This is a genomic window from Zobellia alginiliquefaciens (assembly GCF_029323795.1).
In the GTDB taxonomy this organism is placed as follows: domain Bacteria; phylum Bacteroidota; class Bacteroidia; order Flavobacteriales; family Flavobacteriaceae; genus Zobellia; species Zobellia alginiliquefaciens.
In genome coordinates, this window is the sequence record NZ_CP119758.1 from 2475721 (window position 1) to 2498548 (window position 22828).

General features: G+C 38.7%; 11 protein-coding genes. 4 read left to right on the forward strand and 7 right to left on the reverse strand.

Translation table 11 applies throughout. The features are described from left to right. Positions 1 to 3: 3 nt before the first annotated feature. From P0077_RS10410 to P0077_RS10425, 4 genes are read right to left on the reverse strand one after another with little or no spacing between them, the layout of a single operon-like run. Entirely contained in the window at positions 4 to 1356 is a 1353-nt protein-coding gene (locus P0077_RS10410; RefSeq protein WP_276169113.1) for a vanadium-dependent haloperoxidase, read from the reverse strand. Further along, on the reverse strand, positions 1349 to 4624 hold the full coding sequence (locus P0077_RS10415) for a VCBS repeat-containing protein (protein ID WP_276169114.1): 3276 nt from the start codon (positions 4622 to 4624) through the stop codon (positions 1349 to 1351). The genes P0077_RS10410 and P0077_RS10415 overlap by 8 nt, the downstream gene beginning before the upstream one ends. Positions 4625 to 4665: 41 nt before the next feature. Further along, a complete protein-coding gene (locus P0077_RS10420; RefSeq protein WP_276169115.1) occupies positions 4666 to 8025 on the reverse strand; it encodes a VCBS repeat-containing protein in 3360 nt (1119 codons plus the stop codon). Between the two features lies 1 nt (position 8026). After that, positions 8027 to 11350, reverse strand: coding sequence for a VCBS repeat-containing protein (locus tag P0077_RS10425; RefSeq protein ID WP_276169116.1), 3324 nt, complete (start codon positions 11348 to 11350; stop codon positions 8027 to 8029). A 171-nt stretch (positions 11351 to 11521) separates the two neighbouring features. Between P0077_RS10425 and P0077_RS10430 the strand changes: the two genes are divergently transcribed. Further along, positions 11522 to 13174: a solute:sodium symporter family transporter gene (locus tag P0077_RS10430; protein WP_276169117.1), complete on the forward strand. Its 1653-nt coding sequence runs from the start codon at positions 11522 to 11524 to the stop codon at positions 13172 to 13174. Positions 13175 to 13249: 75 nt separating this feature from the next. Here the strand turns inward: P0077_RS10430 and P0077_RS10435 are convergent, their stop codons facing one another. The 3 genes from P0077_RS10435 to P0077_RS10445 all read right to left on the reverse strand — a co-directional run bounded on the left by P0077_RS10435 (position 13250) and on the right by P0077_RS10445 (position 18374). Continuing rightward, on the reverse strand, positions 13250 to 13483 hold the full coding sequence (locus P0077_RS10435) for a hypothetical protein (protein ID WP_276169118.1): 234 nt from the start codon (positions 13481 to 13483) through the stop codon (positions 13250 to 13252). A 171-nt stretch (positions 13484 to 13654) separates the two neighbouring features. Next, positions 13655 to 15268 (reverse strand): RagB/SusD family nutrient uptake outer membrane protein, encoded by a 1614-nt coding sequence (locus P0077_RS10440; RefSeq protein ID WP_276169119.1) that lies wholly within the window; start codon positions 15266 to 15268, stop codon positions 13655 to 13657. A gap of 16 nt (positions 15269 to 15284) precedes the next feature. Continuing rightward, a complete protein-coding gene (locus P0077_RS10445) occupies positions 15285 to 18374 on the reverse strand; it encodes a SusC/RagA family TonB-linked outer membrane protein (protein ID WP_276169120.1) in 3090 nt (1029 codons plus the stop codon). Positions 18375 to 18718: 344 nt separating this feature from the next. Here P0077_RS10445 and P0077_RS10450 point away from each other — a divergent pair, with 344 nt between their 5' ends. The 3 genes from P0077_RS10450 (at position 18719) to P0077_RS10460 (ending at position 22828) form a co-directional block, all read left to right on the forward strand. Then, a complete protein-coding gene (locus tag P0077_RS10450; protein ID WP_276169121.1) occupies positions 18719 to 19750 on the forward strand; it encodes a LacI family DNA-binding transcriptional regulator in 1032 nt (343 codons plus the stop codon). A gap of 75 nt (positions 19751 to 19825) precedes the next feature. Beyond that, positions 19826 to 20488, forward strand: a complete 663-nt coding sequence (gene pgmB / locus P0077_RS10455; RefSeq protein WP_276169122.1) for a beta-phosphoglucomutase — start codon at positions 19826 to 19828, stop codon at positions 20486 to 20488. A gap of 36 nt (positions 20489 to 20524) precedes the next feature. Beyond that, positions 20525 to 22828 (forward strand): glycoside hydrolase family 65 protein, encoded by a 2304-nt coding sequence (locus P0077_RS10460; protein ID WP_276169123.1) that lies wholly within the window; start codon positions 20525 to 20527, stop codon positions 22826 to 22828.

Here is a 22828-nt window from a genome sequence, read left to right on the forward strand (position 1 = left end):
TGCTTAGTTTTGAGCGACTTTGCTGTTGTTGAGCATGTTTAGATTCGCCATGATAAAATCACCCAGGTCCCTGCCCTGTTTAACACCTACTTCTACTGCAGCACGGTAATGGATACCTCCGTACATACGGCTAATGGCAGCTTCATCTGCCGCTTGTTTAAAAGAAGTAAAACTACGGACCGGTAGGCCATAAGGTGTTTCGGTATCATCATCAAAAGCAAAATTATCTCCAAAAACATCGGTCAAAGCTACGGATGCAGCACCTGAAACTACACTGTGTCCGCTTGTGTATTCCGGAAACGGAGGTGTTTGTAAAACAGGTTTCCAACTGTCATCAATATGCTGGTTAATCAATGTTTCAGGTCTGATAAGGTTACTTCTATATTTTTCGTCCCAACAGCTAATAAAAGCATCTGCCATAGCAACAGAAGCTTTGGTGTAAGCATATAACGTCTTGGCAAAGTCACTATCCGTTTTACGGGCTGCAATTTTTGTAATGCCCATCCAATGCGCACCTGGGGTGATTTTTTTAGTTGCAAACATTAAATGACCCCGTGTTACCGAAACATAAGGATTACAGTCCCAAAACTGGGCAATCTGAATTTCTTCTGAGCTATCTCCTTCTTCTGTAATTTTATTGCTGATATCATAGACTTCCTTTAGTTCTTTGTAAAAATCGGAATCCTCTTCAAGCGAAAATGCCGGTGGTGGAATAGGCTTGAACTGAGCCGCAGAATCAATTACGAACGTTCTGATTTTGTTCCAGTGAGGCTCAATGCCGTCCATATAAGCCGGAGGTGTAGGCTGCCATCGGGTTTCGTCATCCGCATCTACCGTGAATTTTGGCATAGTACGGGTCTGTGCGTAATTATCGGTTTTCATCCATTCTCCAATATGATCTGCAACTAGTAGACCGTAAGTTTTAGAACTGGTGAACAAAGCTGGGTTTTTGCCTTGCCACACGGTGTAAAGGCTGTCGCGTAAGCTTTCCATACGGTCTTCGGAGAATATCAACCTTTTACTAAGTTCCATGTGGGCAACCATTGCTGCCACATCGTAGTTGATGGTTTTTGTAGTGTCAGGTTTAGGTATGGGGGTAAGTCCATTTAACTGACCTGCCAAAGGGTTGTAATTATCATTAGACATGGCCATTATTTCATAAGCCGCTACGTTTGGATAAGCAAATATTCTACTCGCTACCGGAGGAGAGAATATATCGTGAATCATAATTTCCGTAACCTCGTCTATAGAAGCATTAAGGTCTTCAGGACTAATGATAATAGGTTCTTCCTTTTGAGGAGCTTTGCACGAAATGGCAAAAACAAGCGATAGTATTGCAATAAAAATTTTATTCATTGGTATTTTTTTTTCTTTTCAATCGATAAACCTCTGCAGCATTGTTGTTGATCGTGACCAATAGATATTTTTCACTTTTAAGGTCAATGATATTTAGATGGCGCACTGATTTTTGACTTAAGTCAAAACCAATTTGAGGGCCTAAAATTACATTATTTTCATCTTTAATCAATGCGCCCCCAAAAGAATCGAATCTGCCGTGATAGGGTTTAACACCAAAATAATTTCCGGCGACCAAGACCTCTTCATTTCCATCGCCATCAAAATCATACGGAAGCAATGCCATAATTGGTGAGACCTGTAGCTCATTTTGAAACGGGACGAAGTTGAATTTACCATTTTCGTTTTTTAAATAGCCAGAACGAAGTTCGTTTACCTCCAGTATTTTTGCTTGTTTTAAAACCTCTTTATCAAAAATATCTTCAATGGAGGAACCCGCAAATGAAGCATAGGTATTGAATTTCTTTTTAAGGAAAACGAGTTGGGAGGAAAGCCCGTCCAGACCTTCCAAAGGATAGTATTTACCATCTTTTTCTATAGTGGTTATGGTTTCGGTCTGTCTGTTGTTGTCAAAATCACCGTAGAACATTTTCAAAGGATGTTCTGCAGACGCTTTGAACTTCGTGTTGCTGCCCCAATTGCCAAGCAAGTAATCCGTATCGCCATCATGGTCTATGTCAAAAGGAACAATAGTTTGCCAGAGTCCATTTAAATTTTTCTGGATAACATCAACTTTACTCAGTTTTCCTTTTACATTCTTAAAAAATACCGGAGACATCCATTCGCCAATTACAATGAGGTCATCTGTGCCGTCAGAATCAAAATCGGTCCAAATGGCGTCAGTTACCATACCCAAATTAGACAGACTTTCTTCGTTCTTATTCAAAAATGTGCCATTCTCGTTTATAAATAGAGCGGATTCAGGAATTTTTCCAAAGTCATTTGAAATGGTCTGGCCGCCAACAAAAAGGTCAAGATCTCCATCTTCGTCTACATCAAAAGAAGCTATAACTGAAGTGTTCTTGAAGCTTTCGGGTAGACTTGAAGTTTCAAACGTAGTATTGTTTTGAATGTAGTACGAATCCAATAACGGTTCCATTTTATTATAGAAGTCACCACCGCCCGTTCCAACAATGAGGTCGTTTTTACCGTCTGAATTAAAATCGGAAATAATTGCAGTTATGTCTTCCTTGATAGAATCTTTTGTTATTTCGGTTATATGAAACGGAGCAAATGCCGTATCGTTCTGGATATAAACTTGTGAGGGGATATACTTTGATCCACCAAAGAAAATATCTTTATTGCCATCACCGTTTAAATCTCCTATTGCCGTTGCGGGACCGCGGTCCGATATCTGATAAGGGATAAGTTTTTGACGATTGAAATCCGTATAATTATCCTCGATATGAATAAAATCGATACCTAAATTATGTTCAAGCTTTTCAAAGAGTGGTTGGTTGCGTGCTTGTAAACTGGCATATTCAAATTTAGCTGTGTTTTTGGGTTTTACAACCAAAGTTTGATTGGTTTCTACATTTTTTAAAGTTTGATATGTGCCATTTGGCCAGATTACTTTAAGAGAGTCAACCTGTGTGATATCTCCATAACCAAAATGAATTACAGGTTCGGAAGAAGCCTGAAACCCACGAACAGTGTATAGTTCTTTATACTGCAATTTTCCTTTGGTGTAAGAGAAAACCTTGGTGCCAATACCAAAGGTGTTATTGTTTTTATTTTTCAATTTTAGCTTTAGGTAGTTTGCTTTATTGTCTGTTTTATTAATGTAGAGCGCAGCGGTTCCGTTCAGGTTGTTGGTAACCAGGTCCAAGTCGCCATCATTGTCTAGGTCGCCCATGGCCGTAGCTCCAGAAACCAGCGTATCTGTAGCTATCCATTGACCGGATTCATCTTTGAAGGTTAAATCATCAGAACCCTTAAAAATGTAGTTATGGATTTTTCCGGCAGGCATTTTGTCCAAAGCTTGTTGGTCCATTAACTTGGTATTGTTCATCTTGCTTTGAATTTTCTCGCTACTGACAAAATTGATGAAATCTAAATCGTTCGGTCGTTTAGGGATACCATTGGCAATGAACAGATCTTGTTCGCCATCTTGGTCATAATCACCAAAAAGGGCACTCCAGCTCCAGTCCGTAGCGGCTACGCCACTCATAAGTGCAATTTCTGAAAAAGTGCTGTTTTGCTGATTGATGTTCAACATATTTCTAGTGAACTGGTACCCGTATCCATAACGCTCTGTACGCAATTTTTGGGTTTGTATATTGTCATCACCTTCAGATGATTTCAAAACTTTTTCATCTTGCGGAAGCATATCCAAGGAAATCAAATCAGGCCAGCCATCATGATTAATATCCGCCACGTCATTACCCATAGAAAAGCGAGAGGTATGTCCAAAAAATTGTTTTGAGCTTTCGGTAAAAGTACCATCGCCATTGTTCAAATAGTAGTAATCATCTTCATGGAAATCATTGCCCACATAAATATCAGGATAACCATCTTGGTTAAAATCTGAAATTGCTAGTCCTAAACCGTATCCGTTTACACCGCCATAGATTCCCGCATTTTCACTTACATCTGTAAATGTATTGCCGTCATTACGCAGTAGTTTGTCTCCAGTTTGAAAATTACGTTTGAGACGTAAATCTGCTTTTCCAAAAGACTCTTGGGTGTGTACGGCATGGTTCAACAGGTAGATGTCTAAGTCACCATCTAAATCAAAATCTAAAAAAGCGGCATTGGAACTGTACGAATCAAAATCAAGTCCGTATGTAGCGGCACTTTCTGTAAAAGTGCCATCGCCGTTATTTAAAAACAGTTCGTTATAACCGTTGAAGCCATTAATGCCCACCACGGCGCATACGTAAATATCCAAGAGACCGTCTCCGTTTATATCGCCCATTACGGAACCTGTGTTCCAAGTGCTGTTCCCTTCAATACCGGCAGTTTCACTAATATCTTCAAACTGTAGATTGCCTTTGTTCCTATAGAGTTTGTTCTTTACTTGGTTACCCGAGAAGAAAATATCAGGAAGCCCGTCATTGTCAATATCTCCAATGGCTACTCCGCCTCCGTTATAAAAATAGAGATAGTCTAAAATGTTAAGGTCATCTGTTTCTGTAAGGGTATTTTTAAAGGTAATACCTGTCTCTTCGGCAGGTGGATTATTAAAAAGTGAACCCTGCTTTTTACCGCAACCGGAAAAAGTAAAGAGTGCGAGGTAGAAGTATATATATGTGTGTTTGAAAAGCACGAACGGTAAGTTTTTTCTTTGAGATTCTTTAGGTAGCAACATTAATCTAACGCGTAAATTTTTGGAGAGCTATTGTTTATAGCTGCAATCAGATAACTTTTGCCATTTTTATCTTTGAATTGTTTCAAGTGTTTTACTTCATTTTTTATAAAAAAACCACTAGTGCCATAATCTTGCCATTTAAAATTTAGGTTTCCATCGCCTATAAGTACATTGCCGTAGCTGGCATCCAAGCGTGAATATTGGGGCTTGAATTCAAAATTGTTCCCTGCCATAATCAAATCTAGGTTGCCATCTTTATTAACATCGGCACAAGTAATACCGCAAACGCATGAAAGTTGAACACGTGAGGGCAATTTTTTAATAGTGAATTTACCACCACCTTCATTAATGGCAATTACGGAAGACATGGTGTTGGCTTCTTTAACAATACTGCGCTCAAATATTTCTTTAGGGAAAAGTTCGCCAATTGTTTTTTTGGCATATTCCGAAGCTTTTAAACTTTGCTTTTTTAACGAAACAATTTGCCCTGTCAGCTCTTTTTTCTGGTGGATAGGATAATCCTTTCCATCAAACCCTCGGGTTGTAATCTGTTCCAATGTTCCGTTATTGTCATAGTCATTGATCCACAATTTCATGGGATGTTCTTTAGAGGCCTCGTAGGGTACGTTTGTACCTTGATTTCCTAACACCAAATCCATATCGCCATCATCATCAAGGTCAACGGCTTCCGCAGTGTTCCACCACCCGTAAAGACTGTCAAGGTTTGTTGAAAGTCGGCTTAAGCGCCTACCTGAATTTTTGTAAATATTGGGTCTTCCCCATTCGGATGTAGTAACAAGATCCTGTTTGCCATCCCCATCAATATCGGCCCAAATAGCATCCGTTACCATGCCTGCATCTTTAAGGTCGTATGCCAATCGCTCCGTGGCATCAACGAATTTTCCATCACCTTGATTCTCCAAAAAGAGATGATCGGGATCAATGCCGTAGGTGCCAACAACACTTCTTGAACCAACAAACAGGTCAATATCGCCATCTTGGTCAAAATCATAGGGAGAAATAACTGAAATGTTTTTAAAGACAGAAGGGAGGTCATCTTTTGCTTTACTAAAATTCCCTCTTCCGTCATTTAGATATAATCTAGGTTTATATGTGTTTTCTTGATTAATGCGATTTCCGCCCGAGCCCACCACCAAGTCTTGGTCGCCATCGCCATCGGCATCAAAAAATGCAGCAGCGGTATCCTCAAAGTCAATATCAAAGCTTAATGGCTTTTTAGAAAGCTTGCCATTACCGGAATGGATATATACTACTCCGGGCTGCCCATCGGCTCCTCCTAAGAAAATATCTTCATTGCCATCGCCATTTGCATCACCAACAGCCAATGCAGGGCCTTCTTGTGATACCGATTTGGAAATTAATCCCTCGTAATCAAAGTCTTGATAAACATCTTCTTTGTGTGGGGCTAGCTTATCGTTTTTCAGTTCGGTGAGCAGTGTTTTTAGTTTGGATGGTTTGGGCAGGCTATATTTCTCGGTTGCCTCAGACCTTTTTAAGGTTAAAAGCTGGTCTGCGGAAACATTCTCTAGTTTCTGGGTGTAATCATCTGGCCAAATAACCCGAAGGGAATCTACGGTTGTGGTTGCACCTAGACCAATATCCATTACATAATCTACCGAAGATTGAAAACCACGTGAGGGAATCAATTCTTGAAAAACCACCTGGTCATCATAATACATTTTAATGCTTGTGCCTACAGCAAACGGATTCTGACCTTCGCCCACGAACTTTAATTTTATAAAGTGATTGTCCGTTAGCTCATTGGTTTTGTTCTTGTATATGAACGACTGCATGTTTACATTGTTCACAACAAGGTCTAAGTCTCCATCATTATCAAGGTCTCCGTATGCCGCTCCGTTCGATAAACTGGGGATTTCAAAGCCCCAATCAACTGCGGCGTTGTCAAAAGTTATATCGCCATTGTTTCTGTATGCATAATTGGGTTGCGGTTTAATGGGCATTTTATTGATAATGGAATCTATGGATTCTTTTTTACCCGTTAGTGCCATTTTTTGAATGATTTCATTGGCAAAGAAATCTACAAAATCAAGGTCCGTAAGGTCATGGTTTACTCCATTGGTGATAAAAATATCCCGAAGACCGTCATTATCCATATCAAATAAAAGTCCGGCCCAACTCCAGTCCGTTTTTGCTACGCCACTGTGGTAGGCAATTTCAGAAAAAGAACCATTGCCATTATTGAGTTGTAAAGTATTTTGAATGTACTGCTGATAAAAATCTTTACTCTGTTTTAATCTGAAAACATTGTAGCCTTCAAATTCCATGACTGATTTTACACGTTCGTCTCCTTCTGGAAGCATGTCCGTAATAAAAATATCGGCATTACCGTCATTATTAATATCGGCCATGTCAATACCCATTGCGGAAAGTGACAGGTGGGAAGTCCACTCTTTTATTTCCTCTGTAAAAGTGCCATCTTTTTGGTTGATGTAAAGGTAATCTCGTTCATAAAAGTCATTAGAAACGTAGATATCAGGCCACAAGTCTCCGTTAATGTCACTGACCATAACGCCAAGACCAAAGCCAATAAGGCTTCCGTAAATGCCAGCTTCCTCACTTACATCTGTAAATGTACCATTGTCATTGCGTAAAAGCATATCGCCCACACCTCTAAAAATATGTGGTACGCCTTCCCAGTCCTGTGCTCTAACACTGCGTTGTTCTGCATAACCCAAACTGCTAACAGGAATATTGCTGTTGTTTAAAATATAGGCATCAAGGTCGCCATCTTTATCATAATCAAAAAATGATGCATGAGTAGAAAAGCCGGTTTCGGCAAGGTTATAGTCTTTTGCTTTTTCAGAAAAGGTAAGGTCTCCGTTATTAATGTAGAGGTCATTGTCATGATTGTTGCCTTCCATGTTACCTGCATTGCTCACGTAGATGTCCAAGAATCCATCTGCATTAATATCGGCCATGACAACACCTGTAGACCACGGTTTATTCCCTACAACTCCTGCCTTCTCGGAAATATCTTCAAACTTAAAATCACCTTTATTGAGGTATAGTTTGTTCGGACCCATATTTGCAGAAAGGTAGATGTCTGCAAGTCCGTCATTGTTGATATCACCAATGGCAACCCCACCACCATTATAGAAATTACGGTATTTGAAGATGTTGAAATTCTTTTGGTTCTGAACAGCGTTGATAAAATCGATGCCTGTCTCTTCTGCCGGAAGCATACTAAATAGTGTTTCTTTTTTTTGGGTTTCAGCAGTATCCTCTTTCGTTTCGCTTTTACACGAAATGAGAAGGGTCATTATAAAAATAACTGTCCTAAGAGGTGCTTTAAAAACCATTTTGGTTATTGATTGCATACTATTTATAACTTTTTTTTGATAGAAAAACAGGGGTGTCATTATTTCTGCCAATGATGTAGAATTCTTTCTTTTTTACTTTAATCTTGGCAATACTTCTTGCAGGCCCTTCTATGTTGAATTTCTGATTGCTCAGCCACTCAAAATCTCCTTTTTGGTTGTTTCGTAAAATGATGCCGTGCGCGGCATCCATTCTGCCCAATTGTGTGCTTATTTCGGATGTATTGCCAACTATAAGGAGGTCTTTAAAGCCGTCATTATCAAAGTCGTCTACTGCAATATCATGAATTGTAGATGCTTGTGCAATAGTTGGAAGTGCTTTTATTTTAAAATTGCCAACTCCATCGTTTTCGTAAAATAAACTTTGTAATTCATAGACCTTTTTTTGACCAGATTTCGTCAATTTTTCATGTGAAAACAAATCGGAAACTGAGGCTTTAGCAAAATCTTTATACGATAGAAATTGCTTGTTCAAATACGGTAATTGTTTTACGAGTTCATCTTTAGATGAAAATGGAGTTTCCGTTTGTTGTTGGAAATGGGTTACAATTGGATCTATGGTTCCATTTTGGTCAAAATCTGTACTATAAAGAGTGATGGGTTCTGATTTTGATACACTAAACTTGCTGTTTAGACCCCAGTTTCCCGCAACAAAATCAATATCGCCATCATTGTCAAAGTCATCGGCAACTATGGTGTTCCACCAACCATTGCTTTCTTTTAAGTTTTGGTGATTTTGGAGTTGCAATAGTTTTCCGTCATTGTAGAAAATAGAAATAGGCATCCAATGGCCAACTGCTATGAGGTCTTTGAATCCGTTGCCGTTCAAATCCTTCCAGATAAGGTCCTTTACGGCGCCAATATTTTGAAAAGCTTTGCCAAAGGTTTCTGATACATCGACAAAATTTCCGGTACCATCATTTTCAAAAATATATTGTGACGGAGTGGAACCAAATTGATGTGGAATCTGGTCGGAAGCGATTAGAATATCTGTGTCTCCATCATTATCAAAATCTACAGAACTTACATTTGAGGCATTTACATAAAGCTCGTTGAACTGGTTTTCTTCTTTTTTGAATTGGCCATTCTCATTTCGGTAAAAACGAGGTTGCAATGGTTTGCCCGATTGGAATTCATTTCCTCCACTTACGATTATTAAATCTTGGTCATCATCACCATCGGCATCAAAAAAGACCTGAGAAATATCTTCGCTAATATGGTCTTCTTCGAACAATTTTGTTTGTTGTTTTGAGAAATTGGCGGGTGAATTTTGGACGAATAGGGCAGAAGCTTGTCCTTTTCCCCCGCTAATTAAAACATCGTCTAGTCCATCTGAATTGACATCGGCCACCGAAATTTCAGGACCTTCATTGGTGTTCGCAAAAGGAACCAACGGACTACGGTTGAACTCAAGAGTTGGACTGTCTTTATGGTAAAACCCGAGAAAATCAGCAGCGTTGTAAAGTAGGAGAGGCGTAGATTGCTCTAACTTCCGATCGAAGCTTTCATTTGCATCAGAAAAACTGAAAGTGATTTTTTGATTGGTTAAAACGTTCCGAAGAGTTTGATGTTTTCCATTAGGCCATACGACCTTAACAGAGTCCAAAAGAGAATCTTTGCCGATACCTAAATGTATTTGGGGAGGTACAGCCGATAGGTACCCTCTGCTCACAAAATTTTCTGCACTTATGGGAGAGTTGTTACCATAAGCGATAACCTTTGCGCCAATTCCGAAAAGATTGTTTTCAGCGCCCTCAAAGTCTATTTTTAGAAAGTTATTTTCACTGCTTGATATACTCCTGTTTTCAAGGACAAAAGCTTCCTGGTCAATATTGTTAACCACAATATCCAAATCACCGTCATTGTCCAGGTCTGCATAAATACTGCCGTTGCTATAACCGGCCTGATGATCGGACCATACATCGGATACGTTCTTGAAGGTTAAATCTCCCTGATTTTTAAAAAAATAGTTAGGGACCTTTTTCTTTGGCATTTCCTCAATAAACGCCATATCTTCCTTGGTCATTCCGGCTTCAATGCGTTTTTGGATATTTTCATTGGCAATGAAGTTTATGAAATCCATATCATTGGTGGCACCTTTAATTCCGTTAGAAACAAAAAGGTCCTTTAATCCATCGTTGTCATAGTCCGCTAAAAGTGAGCCCCAAGACCATTCTGTTGCTGAAATACCTGCAAGGTGTGCAATTTCACTGAAGTTATTATTTCCAAGATTTAAGTGCAAGGTGTTTTGCATGTACTGCGGAGCATAACCGTTTCGCAGATAGTTTTGGTAAGTTGGGTAAGCAAATTCCAAACCAGAAGTTTTGTAGGTCTCTAGATTTTCGGGCAACATGTCTAGGGAAACAATATCCGTAAGTCCGTCATTGTTAATGTCCGCCAGATCATTTCCCATGGAGAAGTGGGTGGTGTGACCTAGTTTTTTATCGTTCTTTGAAATAATTTCTTCAAACGTACCGTCTTTTTGATTGATGTATAGATAGTCGTTTTCAAAGAAATCATTTCCTACGTAAATATCAGGATAACCGTCATTGTTAACATCACTTACACCAAGACCTAGACCATAGCCAGTTTCACCTTGAAAAATATTAGCTTCAGCAGATACGTCAATAAATTTTCCGTTTTCATTTTTGTACAAACGGTCTCCGGATAGGGAGTCTACTTTTTTTCTTTTGCTTCCTTTACCATAGGTGCGATTTGGGTGAACGGAGTGGTTGAGCAAAAACATATCAAGGTCGCCGTCCAAATCATAATCAAAGAAAGAAGCTTGGGTAGAAAAGCCTGAAAAATCAAGACCATACTTTTTTGCTTCCTCTTTAAAAATAGGAGTTCCATTAGCGTTATTACCTTGATTTATGTAGAGTAAATTAGAGCCTTTTAAATGCTTGTAATTACTGACCTTGCTAATGTAAATATCTAAAAGCCCGTCATTGTTGATATCTGCGTGGGTTACTCCTGTGGTCCACCCGTTGGAATTGTCAATACCCGCTTTTTGGCTTATTTCACTGAATTTGAAGTCGCCTTTATTTAGGTAAAAATGGTCTGCACCTTCGTTTGCCGTAAAATAGAGGTCTGTAAGCCCATCATTATTAAAATCTGCTGCAGCTACTCCAGCTCCATTATAATAATAAAGGTAGTTGAGGATATTAAGTTCCGGTGTGTTTTTGAGCGAATTAGTAAAGGATATTCCAGTATGTGAGGCGTAAGTTTTTTTAAATAGGGTGGGCGTTTCTTGCTTTTCTTCTGAGCAGGAAATCATTAAAAAGGACAGTGCCCAAACCCAAATAAAACCCAGTACTTTTTTCATGGTCAAAATCACTTGCAAGATAATCAATGTGCAGAGGTCTAGAAAATTACAGGGCTGTGAAATTTCAACTTATTTCTTTGGCAAATGTGATATCGCATATATTGTCTGTTAATCATTAAGTTTTTCGTAAATAATCCAATATATTTAGCCAAAATATCAAACCAATTCATAATGATCGGAATTTTGTCTTTTGTAGGCTTTACCGCTTTGGTAGCCATAATATCTTATTTTGCAACACGAACAACAGACGAACAGTCTTCTGACGGTTATTTTTTAGGGGGGAGGAGTTTGACCGCTGGAGTTATTGCCGGGTCATTGTTGTTGACAAACCTTTCCACAGAACAAATAGTAGGTCTTAACGGGCAATCTTATACAGAGGGTATTGTAGTAATGGCATGGGAAACTTTAGCGGCAATTGCCATGGTCGTTACCGCTATATTTTTGTTACCTAGATATTTAAAGGGCGGTATTACCACTGTTCCCCAATTTCTAAAAGACAGGTATGATGTAACCACAAAAACACTGACTTCGGTCTTGTTCCTTACCGGTTATGTGGTGGTATTGCTGCCTACAATTCTTTATTCTGGGGCACTGGCAATCAGTACCATGTTCGATTTACCAACCATGTTAGGGGTTTCGGACGGTACAGCATTGAATCTCAGTATTTGGGGTATTGGTATTATAGGTTCTATTTATGCGGTATTTGGAGGATTAAAGGCCGTTGCGGTTTCAGATACTATAAATGCAGTTGGATTGTTAGTCGGTGGACTTTTGATTCCTATTTTCGGGTTGATGGCCATTGGTGATGGAAGTTTTTTTGGAGGTTTAGAGGTGTTGTATGAAGCTAACCCCGATAAATTTGATTCTACGGGGGAGGTTACCAATAGTGTGCCTTTTTCTACTCTTTTTACCGGTATGATGCTTATCAATTTGTTTTATTGGGGAACCAACCAGCAAATTATTCAAAGGGCCTTGGGGGCAAAGAATTTGGCCGAAGGTCAAAAAGGCTTGTTATTAGCTTCTTTTATAAAAATACTAGGTCCGTTAATTGTAGTACTTCCCGGTATTATTGCTTTTCATTATTTCCAAGGTGGTCTAGATATGCCCGATCAAGCATATCCTGCTCTGGTAAATGCCGTCCTACCTAAATACTTAGTGGGCTTTTTTGTAGCCGTTCTTTTTGGAGCTATTTTGAGTTCGTTCAATAGTGTGTTAAATAGTTCGGTAACACTATTTGGACTTGATGTTTATAAACAGCACATTAACCCTGAAGCAAATGAACAAACGGTTGTGAAATATGGAAAGATTTTTGGGATTGTTTTGGCGGTAGGTGCTATGCTTATTGCGCCGTTAATCTCTAACGCAGGTAGCCTCTTTGCTTATTTGCAAGAGCTGAACGGTATTTATACCATTCCTATTTTTACAATAATCGTGGTAGGGTACCTTACCAAACGAGTTCCGGCCATTGCGGCTAAAATAGGTATTATCGCGGGCGTAGTGCTATACTGTTTTAGTCAGTTTTATTTACAGCCTATGTTTGTTGATGGTGCTTTGGAGGAAGCGGCCGCTTCAGGTATAACCGATCCTGATGCATTGGCCTTGATAAAGGCGGAAGCCTACCCTCACTTTATTCATGTTATGGCTATTTTATTTGTGCTGAATGCTGCTATTATGTTAGTTATTGGTAAGATTTGGCCAAATGAAAAACCTTTTGAATTGGAATATACCAACCAAGTTTCTATTGAGCCTTACAAATATGTAAAGCAAGTAGGTATAGCAATCTGTTTTATAGTAGTGGCACTTTATGTGTATTTTGCGAAGTAAAAAATAAGCTATATAATATAAAGCCTTGTACAGATTACTACTGTGCAAGGCTTTTTCTTTTTGGGAAATATACGATTACCTTTTTCTATTGGCTAGGAGGGGAGGCGGTTCACCCGAAAAAGGGTTCCATCGGCTATTGTTATTGGCTTCCATTCCAGCAGCACTAATGGAACGATTTCCGTACCGTTCGCGTATCTTGTCTATGGCCAAACTCAAGTGGAATTGCTTTTCATTGTCCTCAGATAGATTAATTTGATGACCGCCTTCCACTAAGTGGCTAAACCGAACACCTATTAATCTAGCCGGCATACGTCTACTGTACAGCTTTTAAAAAAGGTTGAAATATGCTGACGCTTAAGAAGGTCTAGTATATTTTTGAATAAAAGAAAGCTAATGTGTTAGTATATTGGATACAGATTCAAAAAAAAATGCCCCGACCTAATAGGGTCGAGGCATTTTTAAACACTTAAGTTGTAATTTTTAGTACCCTGGGTTTTGAACTAGGTTAGGGTTTAAAATAATTTGTGATGCAGGTATAGGAAATAATTGTCTGTTAGTGTCACCAACAGAAGAAGGGTCTTTGAATTCCCAATCTTTAGTATATTGACCAAATCTAATCATATCATTTCTCCTCCAAAATTCAGCATAGAGTTCTCTCCCTCTTTCATCTAATAAATCTTGCTCGGTAACTGTAGCTAATGGTTCGGCACCTCTCAAAACTCTAAGCTCGTTTACTAAAGCAGTTGGGTCTCCTCCATCACGCATAATTGCTTCTGCTTTCATTAAGTGCGCGTCAGAATATCTGAAGAAAATTTCATGCTCGGCGAAAGCACCATATTGTGGGTGGTACTTTATTACTCGTATACCGGTAACTTCACTGTTTTCAACTAAGCTTTTTTCGCCATTAGTAGCATCAGTGAAATCTCTAGTAAAATTCAAAGGGCTTGTGCCTCTATCGTTCAATGGCGTTCCGTCTGGTTCATATTGTTGTCCTATTAAAAAGCCAAAACCAATATTAGACCCGTCGGCAATACCATCTGAGTTTGCATCAACAGTGCCTGGGATTCCTGCAGGTTTTCCTTCAGAAGGGACATAACCTCTTCTTTCTTCCTGATTGCCACCCTCTTCGTTAGAATTTGGGTCGCCTTCAAATAAATCGTAAAATTCTGCTAAGGTGCTAAAGCCATTCCAACCGCCAGCTTGTTCTGGAGTTGTAAGATTGTAGTGAAGTCCGTTCCATATTCTATTACCAACGGAAGTCTTTACCCAAAAAATGGTTTCTTGATCAGTGTCTGCTTTAAATATATCAAAATAACCAGAGACCAAACCAAATCCATCTCCTTCTATTTCATCTACCAGGGAAACAACTCTGTTCATATCCGCGCTATCAGCAGAGCCTGAACCATTAAATATATGCTTGTTCAATAAAACTTTTGCTAATAAGTATCTAGCTGCAGCTTTGGACGCCATTACTGTTTCTCCATCCGGTGAGGTGGCTGGTAATCCGGAAATAGCGGCTTCTAGGTCAGCAACTATAAAATCAACAGCTTCATTTCCTGTTAAAACGGCAGGGTCATCTAAAGGGTCTGCTGTAGTATCGCGGTATGGAACTTGTCCAAAATTATCAAGAATCACATACATTCCTAATGCTCTAAGAAATGCGGCATCTGCTTTTGATGCTTCAGATGATGCAGACCTTGAATCTAATACCTCGCTAGCAGTAAGTTGTAGCTCATTCCATTGGTTCCATACGTTTGTAATATATGAATGGTCAGGTGTCCAGGTATGTTGGTGTAACTGTCTCCATATTCCATTATCTCCCCAGTCAGAACCTCTAGTCGGAACTAAAAGCTCGTCAGTAGTAACTTCGCTCAAAGCGAATAAATCTGCTTGGTTTCCAATATACCCGTTGATTTGATTGTACATTGCGGTAACAGAACTTGCTGCTTCTTCAGCAGTTTCGATTCCCTCAAAGTTGGCAACCAATAAAGAGTCTGTTTCTTCAACCTCAAGGTCGCTACATGAGAATAATACGGACAAGCCTATGGCCGGTAGTATTAGAATCTTCGATGTATTTTTAATATATTTTATCATTGCTCTTTTTTTATAATTAGAATCTAGCATTTATTCCTAAAGTGAATGTTCGAGGTCTAGGGAAAGAAGTATAGTCTATACCTTGGCTCGGAATTCCTCCTGTAAAATCTCCGTCTGAAGACGTGGATGATGAAACTTCTGGGTCTAAACCGCTGTAATCGGTAATTAAAAATAGATTTTGACCTGTAAGCGATAATCTAAGACTATTTAGCGCTCCCTTTCCACTTAATGGTACGTTGTACCCTATGCTTGCATTTTGCATACGTACGAAGTCTCCTTTTTCTAAATAAAGAGTAGAAACCTCCGATGATTGAAGTTCAAGAGCTTCAGGAGTTACATTTCTGGAAGTATTGAAAGCTGCAGCGTTTAAGAACGCATTTGCAGTGTTATTATATACAGAGAATCCAAATTGCCCTGTAAAAAATGCCGATACATCCCAGTTTTTAACTGTCAAATTTAGTGCTAAACCTGTAGTAATATCCGGTACGGCATCTTCACCAACAAAATCTTTATCATCTGCATTAAAATTAGGATTGCCATCAGCATCTTCGGAATAAGTAGCCATGTAATATGAGAAAAGTGACCTTCCCTCACCAAGGCGTTGTGCAAATGCACCTGTAAGCCCTGGGCCGTTCAGAACTCCAAAATCTGCAGTAGCTCCATTTAAACCTTCTACGGTGTTATCATTATAAGCTATATTGAAAGATGTTGAAAAGTTAATATCTTCAGACTGGATAAAATCATAGTTTAAGCCAAGTTCAACACCTTGGTTTATTAGTGTGCCATCTTCTAAGTTGGTGAATTTAAAAGGGTCAAAGGCTGGAGCTGCAGCCGGCTGTCTAAACAACAAATCTTTGGTTTCTCTTCTATATAAATCAATAGAACCATTGAAGCGGTCATCTGCAAACCCAAAATCTATACCTAAGTTGTAATCTGTAGTAGATTCCCATTTTAAATCTGAATTTTGTACTGCGACAGTTTCCGTACCAGGCCTGTTTATACTACCATCGTTATCTATATTAGGTGTGCTAAAACGAACCCTTTTTAAGTAGTTTGCATACCCTAAGCCTTCTTGGTTACCCGTTGCACCGGCACTCACTCTAAGTTTAAGAGTAGAAAAAGCATCTCCTATAAAATCTTCTTCAGCTAATTGCCATGCAAATGCTCCTGAAGGGAAATAACCATATTTATTATTTGTACCAAATCTAGAAGAACCATCAGCTCTAAGCGTTACAGTAAATAAATATTTACTATTCAAAGAATAATTGATTCTACCAAAAAACGATTGTAATTCATCGGTATTGTCAAAAGCATTGCCCCAAACTGATCTAAAAGAGTCAGATTGTCTGTTTAATGTGCCTTCATCATCAAAAGGGTTTAGTGAATTTACAAAACTGCTGGAAGCATCATACCCAAACTGTTGGTATGGACGGTTTATAGAATAACGCAAGTCATAAATTGATTGCTTCAATTCTTGACCTATCTTGTCTAGGTTGTAAAGTGAGGTGCCCCAACCCTGAGAATTGATACCTTGCCTTTGAAAATCCTGAAAAGTGAAACCTACAATAGCATCTAACGTGGAGTTGGAAAACTCTTTTTTGTAGTTCAATGTGGCTTCAAGCAATTTACTTGTAGCTTCCAAAGTATTGAATGCTGCTTGTCCATTATCAACAACTCTATCAAAATTTCTTACCCCGGGAGATATTACTGTTATTGCTTGTGCATCGGACCGGTCATAACCTACAGATATTTTACCTGTCAACTCTTCTGTAATGTCGTACTCCGCAGAAAGATTGGCTAAAAACCTATCGGTATGTGTTTCGGATTGCCAATTTGCTAGGTAATTCGCAGGATTGACGAGATTTCCGTCAATACTAAAAGTACTACTTGAAGGCCAGGTTGGGTTAGCAGCATAAGCGGCACCGATTAGGTTTCCGCTAGAACCAGAAGTACCACTAATAGGAGGTGCTTCGTCATTAACTCTAGACAAAGTAGATTGGAAATTAACTCTTAGCTTATCATCTAAAAATCGTTGAGCTACGTTTACTCTACCGGTAATTCTTTCTTGTGATGACTTTTGTATCACACCAAACTGTTTACCATAAGAAAATGTTGTTCTAACATTACCGCTACCGTAGTTGTTGCTATATGCTAAATTTTGATTTTGAGAAGCGGTATTTCTTGTGATGTAATCTTGCCAGTCTGTATTTTGTCCGAAATCCAATCCATCTGCTATTTCTTGAGATCGTAAGCTTGCTGATTTAGAAATGAATTCAGGTCCATCAAATAAGTCGTATTCGTCGGCTGGGGAAGAAACACTAAAGGTTGAGTTGAATTCCCAGTTTCCTCCAGAGCCCGCTTTACCACTTTTAGTAGTTACGATCACTACACCGTTAGCACCTCTTGATCCATATATAGCTGTTGCGGAGGCGTCTTTCAAAATTGAAATACTCTCAATATCACTTGGGTTAATAAAGCTTAGAGGGTTCTTTGTAGCATTCCCTCCGTTTACAATATTCCCTCCGTCAGGGGTAGTGGATTCTCCTGAAAGTGGAACACCATCAACTACGAACAGCGGGTTGTTGTTAGAACGAATTGAATTTGCGCCTCTAATACGAATATTAACACCTGCTCCCGGTTCACCGCTCGATTGCGATATTTGCACACCGGCACTTTTACCTTGTATCAATTGTTCAGGGGAAGCAATGACGCCTCCGTTAAAATCCTCAGCTTTCACCGCGGTAACCGATCCAGTTGCATCTTTTACGGTTGTTGTACCATAACCTATTATGACAACCTCGTCCAAAGCTTGAGCATCTTCTTGTAGGGTTACGTTAATTGTAGATTGACCATTGACCGGTACTTCTTGGGTAGCAAAGCCAATGTAACTAAAGATCAAGGTTGCACCTTCAGGTACATCGCTTAATGAATAATTTCCATCAAAATCCGTTTGTGCTCCAGTGGTCGAGCCTTTTATTACAACACTAGCTCCCGGTAAAGGGCCACTTGCATCGGAAACAGTTCCCGAAACATCTTGTGCCTGTGCTATGCCAAAGCCTAAAAAAGCCGCAACCATAACCAGGTTTTTGAGTAGCATAATCTTCATAAATGATTTGTTTTAAGTTGAGTTTAATTATAAATTAAAGTTAAAAGTATGTAAAAACGGTGTTAATATCCATGAAATACCATCAGCTATAATTACGAAAACGGTTTCGTGTTAATAACTTTAGTAAAATTCGATACTAATAATAATCTTATCGAATAAATATGGAATTAATAATAAGGAAGGTTGAAAACGGGGAATCGATATATAATATCAAATATACAGATTTCATTTGAAATGAAAAATGACTCAAATTTAATAATGAAGGGTTAAGATTGTTAAAAAAAGTAGATCATTGTCATTTGCCCATATTATAGTTTAATTTCACTTCCAAAAGTTAATAGGATTTGAAGCGAAAGATTACCTTAAAACAAATTGCAAGAGAGTTAGAAGTATCAATTTCTACTGTGTCAAAGGCTTTAAAAGATAGTGACGAGATCAGTGCGGATACCAAACAAAAGGTAAAAGCCTTTGCTAAACTTTATAATTATAGGCCTAATAATATAGCGTTAAGCCTAAAAAATAGAAGGACCAAAAATATTGGGGTGGTTATTCCGGATATTGTCCATCACTTCTTTACAACTGTTTTTAGGGGTATTGAAAAGTATGCCAACGAACATGGTTATAATGTTGTAGTATGTGTATCCGACGAGTCTTATGAAAAAGAAGTTTTCAATATGGAGCTTTTGGCCAATGGCAGTATTGATGGTTTCATCATGTCCGTATCTGCTGAAACTCAGCAAAAAAATGATTTTAGTCATTTAAAGGAGGTCATGGAGCAAGGAATTCCTTTGGTCTTGTTCGATCGGGTAATTGATGAGATTGAGTGTGATAAGGTTATTATGAATGATGAGGAGATAGCTTATGATGCTACAGTAAAAATGTTGGCTGAGGGTAAAAAAAAGATAGCTTTGGTAACTACGGAAAGCTATTTTAATGTTAGTGAAAAAAGAGCGGAAGGATACAAGAGGGCACTTACGGACCATGGTATTGCTCATGATGAGAGATTAACTTTGGTCTTGCCATATAAGGAGCTCGAAGAAAAATATATTGAGGATTTTGTTGAAAATGAAGATTTTGATGGAGTTCTTTGCGTGAACGAAATTTTTGCCGTTCTTTTTATGGCATTGGCTCAGAAGAAAGGATTGAAAGTTCCAGAAGATGTATCCGTAATTGGTTTTACGGACGGACTTTTATCTAGATATTCAACCCCGGCATTAACCACGGTTGCACAACATGGGGAAAAAATGGGGCAGGTTGCTGCAAAAATGTTGATAGAGAAACTTGAAAATGAAATAGGTTTTCATGAAGAAGAAGTTTATAGGACTGAAATTATAGAGGCTACCCTCATAGAAAGAGATTCAACTATAAACAAATAGAGTATTGCACAAAAGGTTTGATGATGTTGCTAGATTCAATTTTAAACGATTAAAAATATTAATAATTTAAATTACATGGGTACAGCAGCATTTATATTTGATTTGGACGGTGTTATTGTAGACACTGCAAAATATCACTACTTAGCTTGGAAGAAACTGGCCAATGAACTGGGTTTTGAATTTACAAAGGAACAGAACGAACTTTTTAAGGGTGTAAGTCGAAAACGATGTTTAGAAATTCTTTTGGATATTGGTGACGTTACTGCAACTCAAGAAGAGTTTGATAAATATATGGTAGAAAAGAACGAGGACTATCTTGAGTACATTGAAAAGATGGACGAGTCCGAAATTCTGCCCGATGTGCCAAAAGTTTTAAGTTTTCTGAAGGAAAAGAATATCCCCATTGCTTTAGGGTCTGCAAGTAAAAATGCTCGCCCTATTTTAGAAAAAGTAAAACTATTGTCTTATTTTGATGCTATTGTAGACGGTAACGATGTTACCAAAGCAAAGCCGGACCCGGAAGTCTTTCTGATCGCGGCCAATAAATTAGAAACATCACCTGAAAAATGTGTTGTTTTTGAAGATGCCGTTGCGGGAATACAAGCAGCCAACAATGCCAATATGATTAGTATCGGTATCGGTGATGCTAAGGTTTTATCCGAAGCGGACCATAATTTTAACGATTTTACAGAAATGAACATTGAATTTCTAGAAAGTTTAATGTCACCACAAGCGTAAGTTCATTCTCTTTTTTATCCCTAAATTTTAAACCAAATGCAAGAATATATAAAAGCCGACCCTTGGTCAATTATTGAGGAAGATTTTGATAAAGAACTGGTTAAATCATCAGAAAGTATCTTTAGTATCGGTAACGGAGCCATGGGGCAACGTGCCAATTTTGAAGAAAACTATACTGGGGAAACCTTTCAAGGAAGCTATATAGCAGGGGTCTATTATCCAGATAAAACCCGCGTGGGCTGGTGGAAAAATGGCTACCCGGAGTATTTTGCCAAGGTTTTGAACGCTCCTAATTGGATAGGTATTGAAGTTTTCGTGAATGGGGAACCTTTAGATTTGAATACCTGTAAAAAGGTGAAAAAATTCAAAAGGGAGCTGAACATGAAAGAAGGCTGGTACCAGCGTCAATTTAAAGCGGTGCTGCCAAATGATGAAAAAGTTTCGGTGAAGATAACTCGTTTTTTATCGCTTGATTTGGATGAAGTAGGAGCTATTAATTACGAAATTACACCTGAGAGTGACGGCGTTGAAATCAAGTTTATACCTTATCTAGATAGCGGCATCACCAATGAGGATTCTAATTGGGATGATAAATTTTGGAGTACCACATCGGTAACTTCAGAGGGCAATCAAGCCTTTATTGAAGCCCATACCATGAAAACCAATTTTCAGAGCTGCACGTTTATGGAAAGCAGGTTGTTTGTGGATGGAAAGGCTGTTGAGAAGAATCCAACAGAGAAGAAGGAAGAAATACGGGTAGCCCACGAGTATGTGCAAACAGTGAAACAAGGTGAAACCATATCACTCCATAAATTTGGAGGATATACCGTTTCCCGAAATCATAAGGCTTCAGAATTGATTGAAGCTTCAAAGAAAGCGTTAAAAAAAGCCTCAGATTTTGGTTTTGATGTGCTTCTGGATAAACAAAAGCAAGCGTGGGCAAAAATTTGGGAGATGAGCGATATCACTATTGATGGTGATGTAAAGGCACAACAAGGTATTCGCTTTAATATTTTCCAACTAAATCAGACTTATCTAGGCCGTGACTCTAGATTGAACATTGGCCCAAAAGGATTCACGGGAGAAAAATATGGAGGAAGCACCTATTGGGATACCGAAGCTTATTGTATTCCTTTTTACATGGCTACCAAAGACCAAAATGTAGCACGTAGCTTATTGAAATATCGATTCAATCATCTTGAAAAAGCGATTGAGAATGCGCAAAAATTAGGTTTTTCCAATGGAGCGGCACTCTACCCAATGGTGACCATGAACGGAGAGGAATGCCATAATGAATGGGAAATTACTTTTGAAGAGATTCATCGTAATGGAGCAATTGCTTTCGCCATATTTAATTATTACAGATTTACGGGCGATTATTCCTATATCCCGGAAATGGGACTTGAAGTGCTTATTGGTATCGCACGTTTTTGGCATCAAAGGGCCAACTTTTCTACATTGAAAAATAAGTATGTTATTTTGGGTGTGACGGGTCCTAATGAATATGAGAATAACATCAACAATAACTGGTATACAAACTATTTGGCCAAATGGTGTATTGAGTATGCGGTAGAACAATTGCATAAGGTTGAAGACGGTTATAATGAGGATTACCGTCGTATCATAGGTAAAACAAAATTAACGGATAACGAGGTTTCGCAATGGCAAAAAGTTGCGGGTAATATGTATTTCCCATATTCAGAAGAAAAGGAAGTCTTTTTGCAACAAGATGGATTTTTAGATAAGCAATTGATTACTGTAAGCGAACTTCCTAAAACGCAAAGACCTATTAATCAGAAGTGGAGTTGGGATCGTATATTACGTTCTCCTTACATTAAACAGGCCGATGTACTTCAGGGCTTTTATTTCTTTGAAGACCACTTTTCCGAAGCTGAACTAGAGAAGCATTTTGACTTTTACGAACCATTTACGGTACACGAATCATCTTTGTCTCCTTGTGTTCATAGTATACAGGCCGCAAAATTAAACCGTATGCAACAGGCATATACGTTTTATCTTAGAACGTCCCGGTTAGACTTGGATGATTACAATAAGGAGGTGGAAGAAGGTCTGCACATTACTTCTATGGCGGGTACGTGGATGAGTATTGTAGAAGGCTTTGGAGGAATGCGGGTGGTTGACGACAAACTTTCTTTTGAGCCTAAAATACCAGAACAGTGGAAAGCGTATTCCTTTAAAATCAATTTTAGACACCGAATTTTAAAAGTGACCGTGAAGAAAGGTAGTACGGAGCTTTTACTTTCCGGTCAAGAAGACATGTCGATCCGTTTGAACGGTGAGCGCATTGTTCTCGAACCGAATACGGTAAAAGTAATCTAG

Excerpts from the sequence above, each read along its gene's own strand:
- pgmB (WP_276169122.1), top strand. The coding sequence starts at position 19,826 with ATGGGTACAGCAGCATTTATATTTGATTTGGACGGTGTTATTGTAGAC.
- P0077_RS10430 (WP_276169117.1), top strand. The coding sequence starts at position 11,522 with ATGATCGGAATTTTGTCTTTTGTAGGCTTTACCGCTTTGGTAGCCATA.
- P0077_RS10440 (WP_276169119.1), bottom strand. The coding sequence starts at position 15,268 with ATGATAAAATATATTAAAAATACATCGAAGATTCTAATACTACCGGCC.
- P0077_RS10420 (WP_276169115.1), bottom strand. The coding sequence starts at position 8,025 with ATGCAATCAATAACCAAAATGGTTTTTAAAGCACCTCTTAGGACAGTT.
- P0077_RS10460 (WP_276169123.1), top strand. The coding sequence starts at position 20,525 with ATGCAAGAATATATAAAAGCCGACCCTTGGTCAATTATTGAGGAAGAT.
- P0077_RS10410 (WP_276169113.1), bottom strand. The coding sequence starts at position 1,356 with ATGAATAAAATTTTTATTGCAATACTATCGCTTGTTTTTGCCATTTCG.
- P0077_RS10445 (WP_276169120.1), bottom strand. The coding sequence starts at position 18,374 with ATGAAGATTATGCTACTCAAAAACCTGGTTATGGTTGCGGCTTTTTTA.
- P0077_RS10425 (WP_276169116.1), bottom strand. The coding sequence starts at position 11,350 with ATGAAAAAAGTACTGGGTTTTATTTGGGTTTGGGCACTGTCCTTTTTA.
- P0077_RS10435 (WP_276169118.1), bottom strand. The coding sequence starts at position 13,483 with ATGCCGGCTAGATTAATAGGTGTTCGGTTTAGCCACTTAGTGGAAGGC.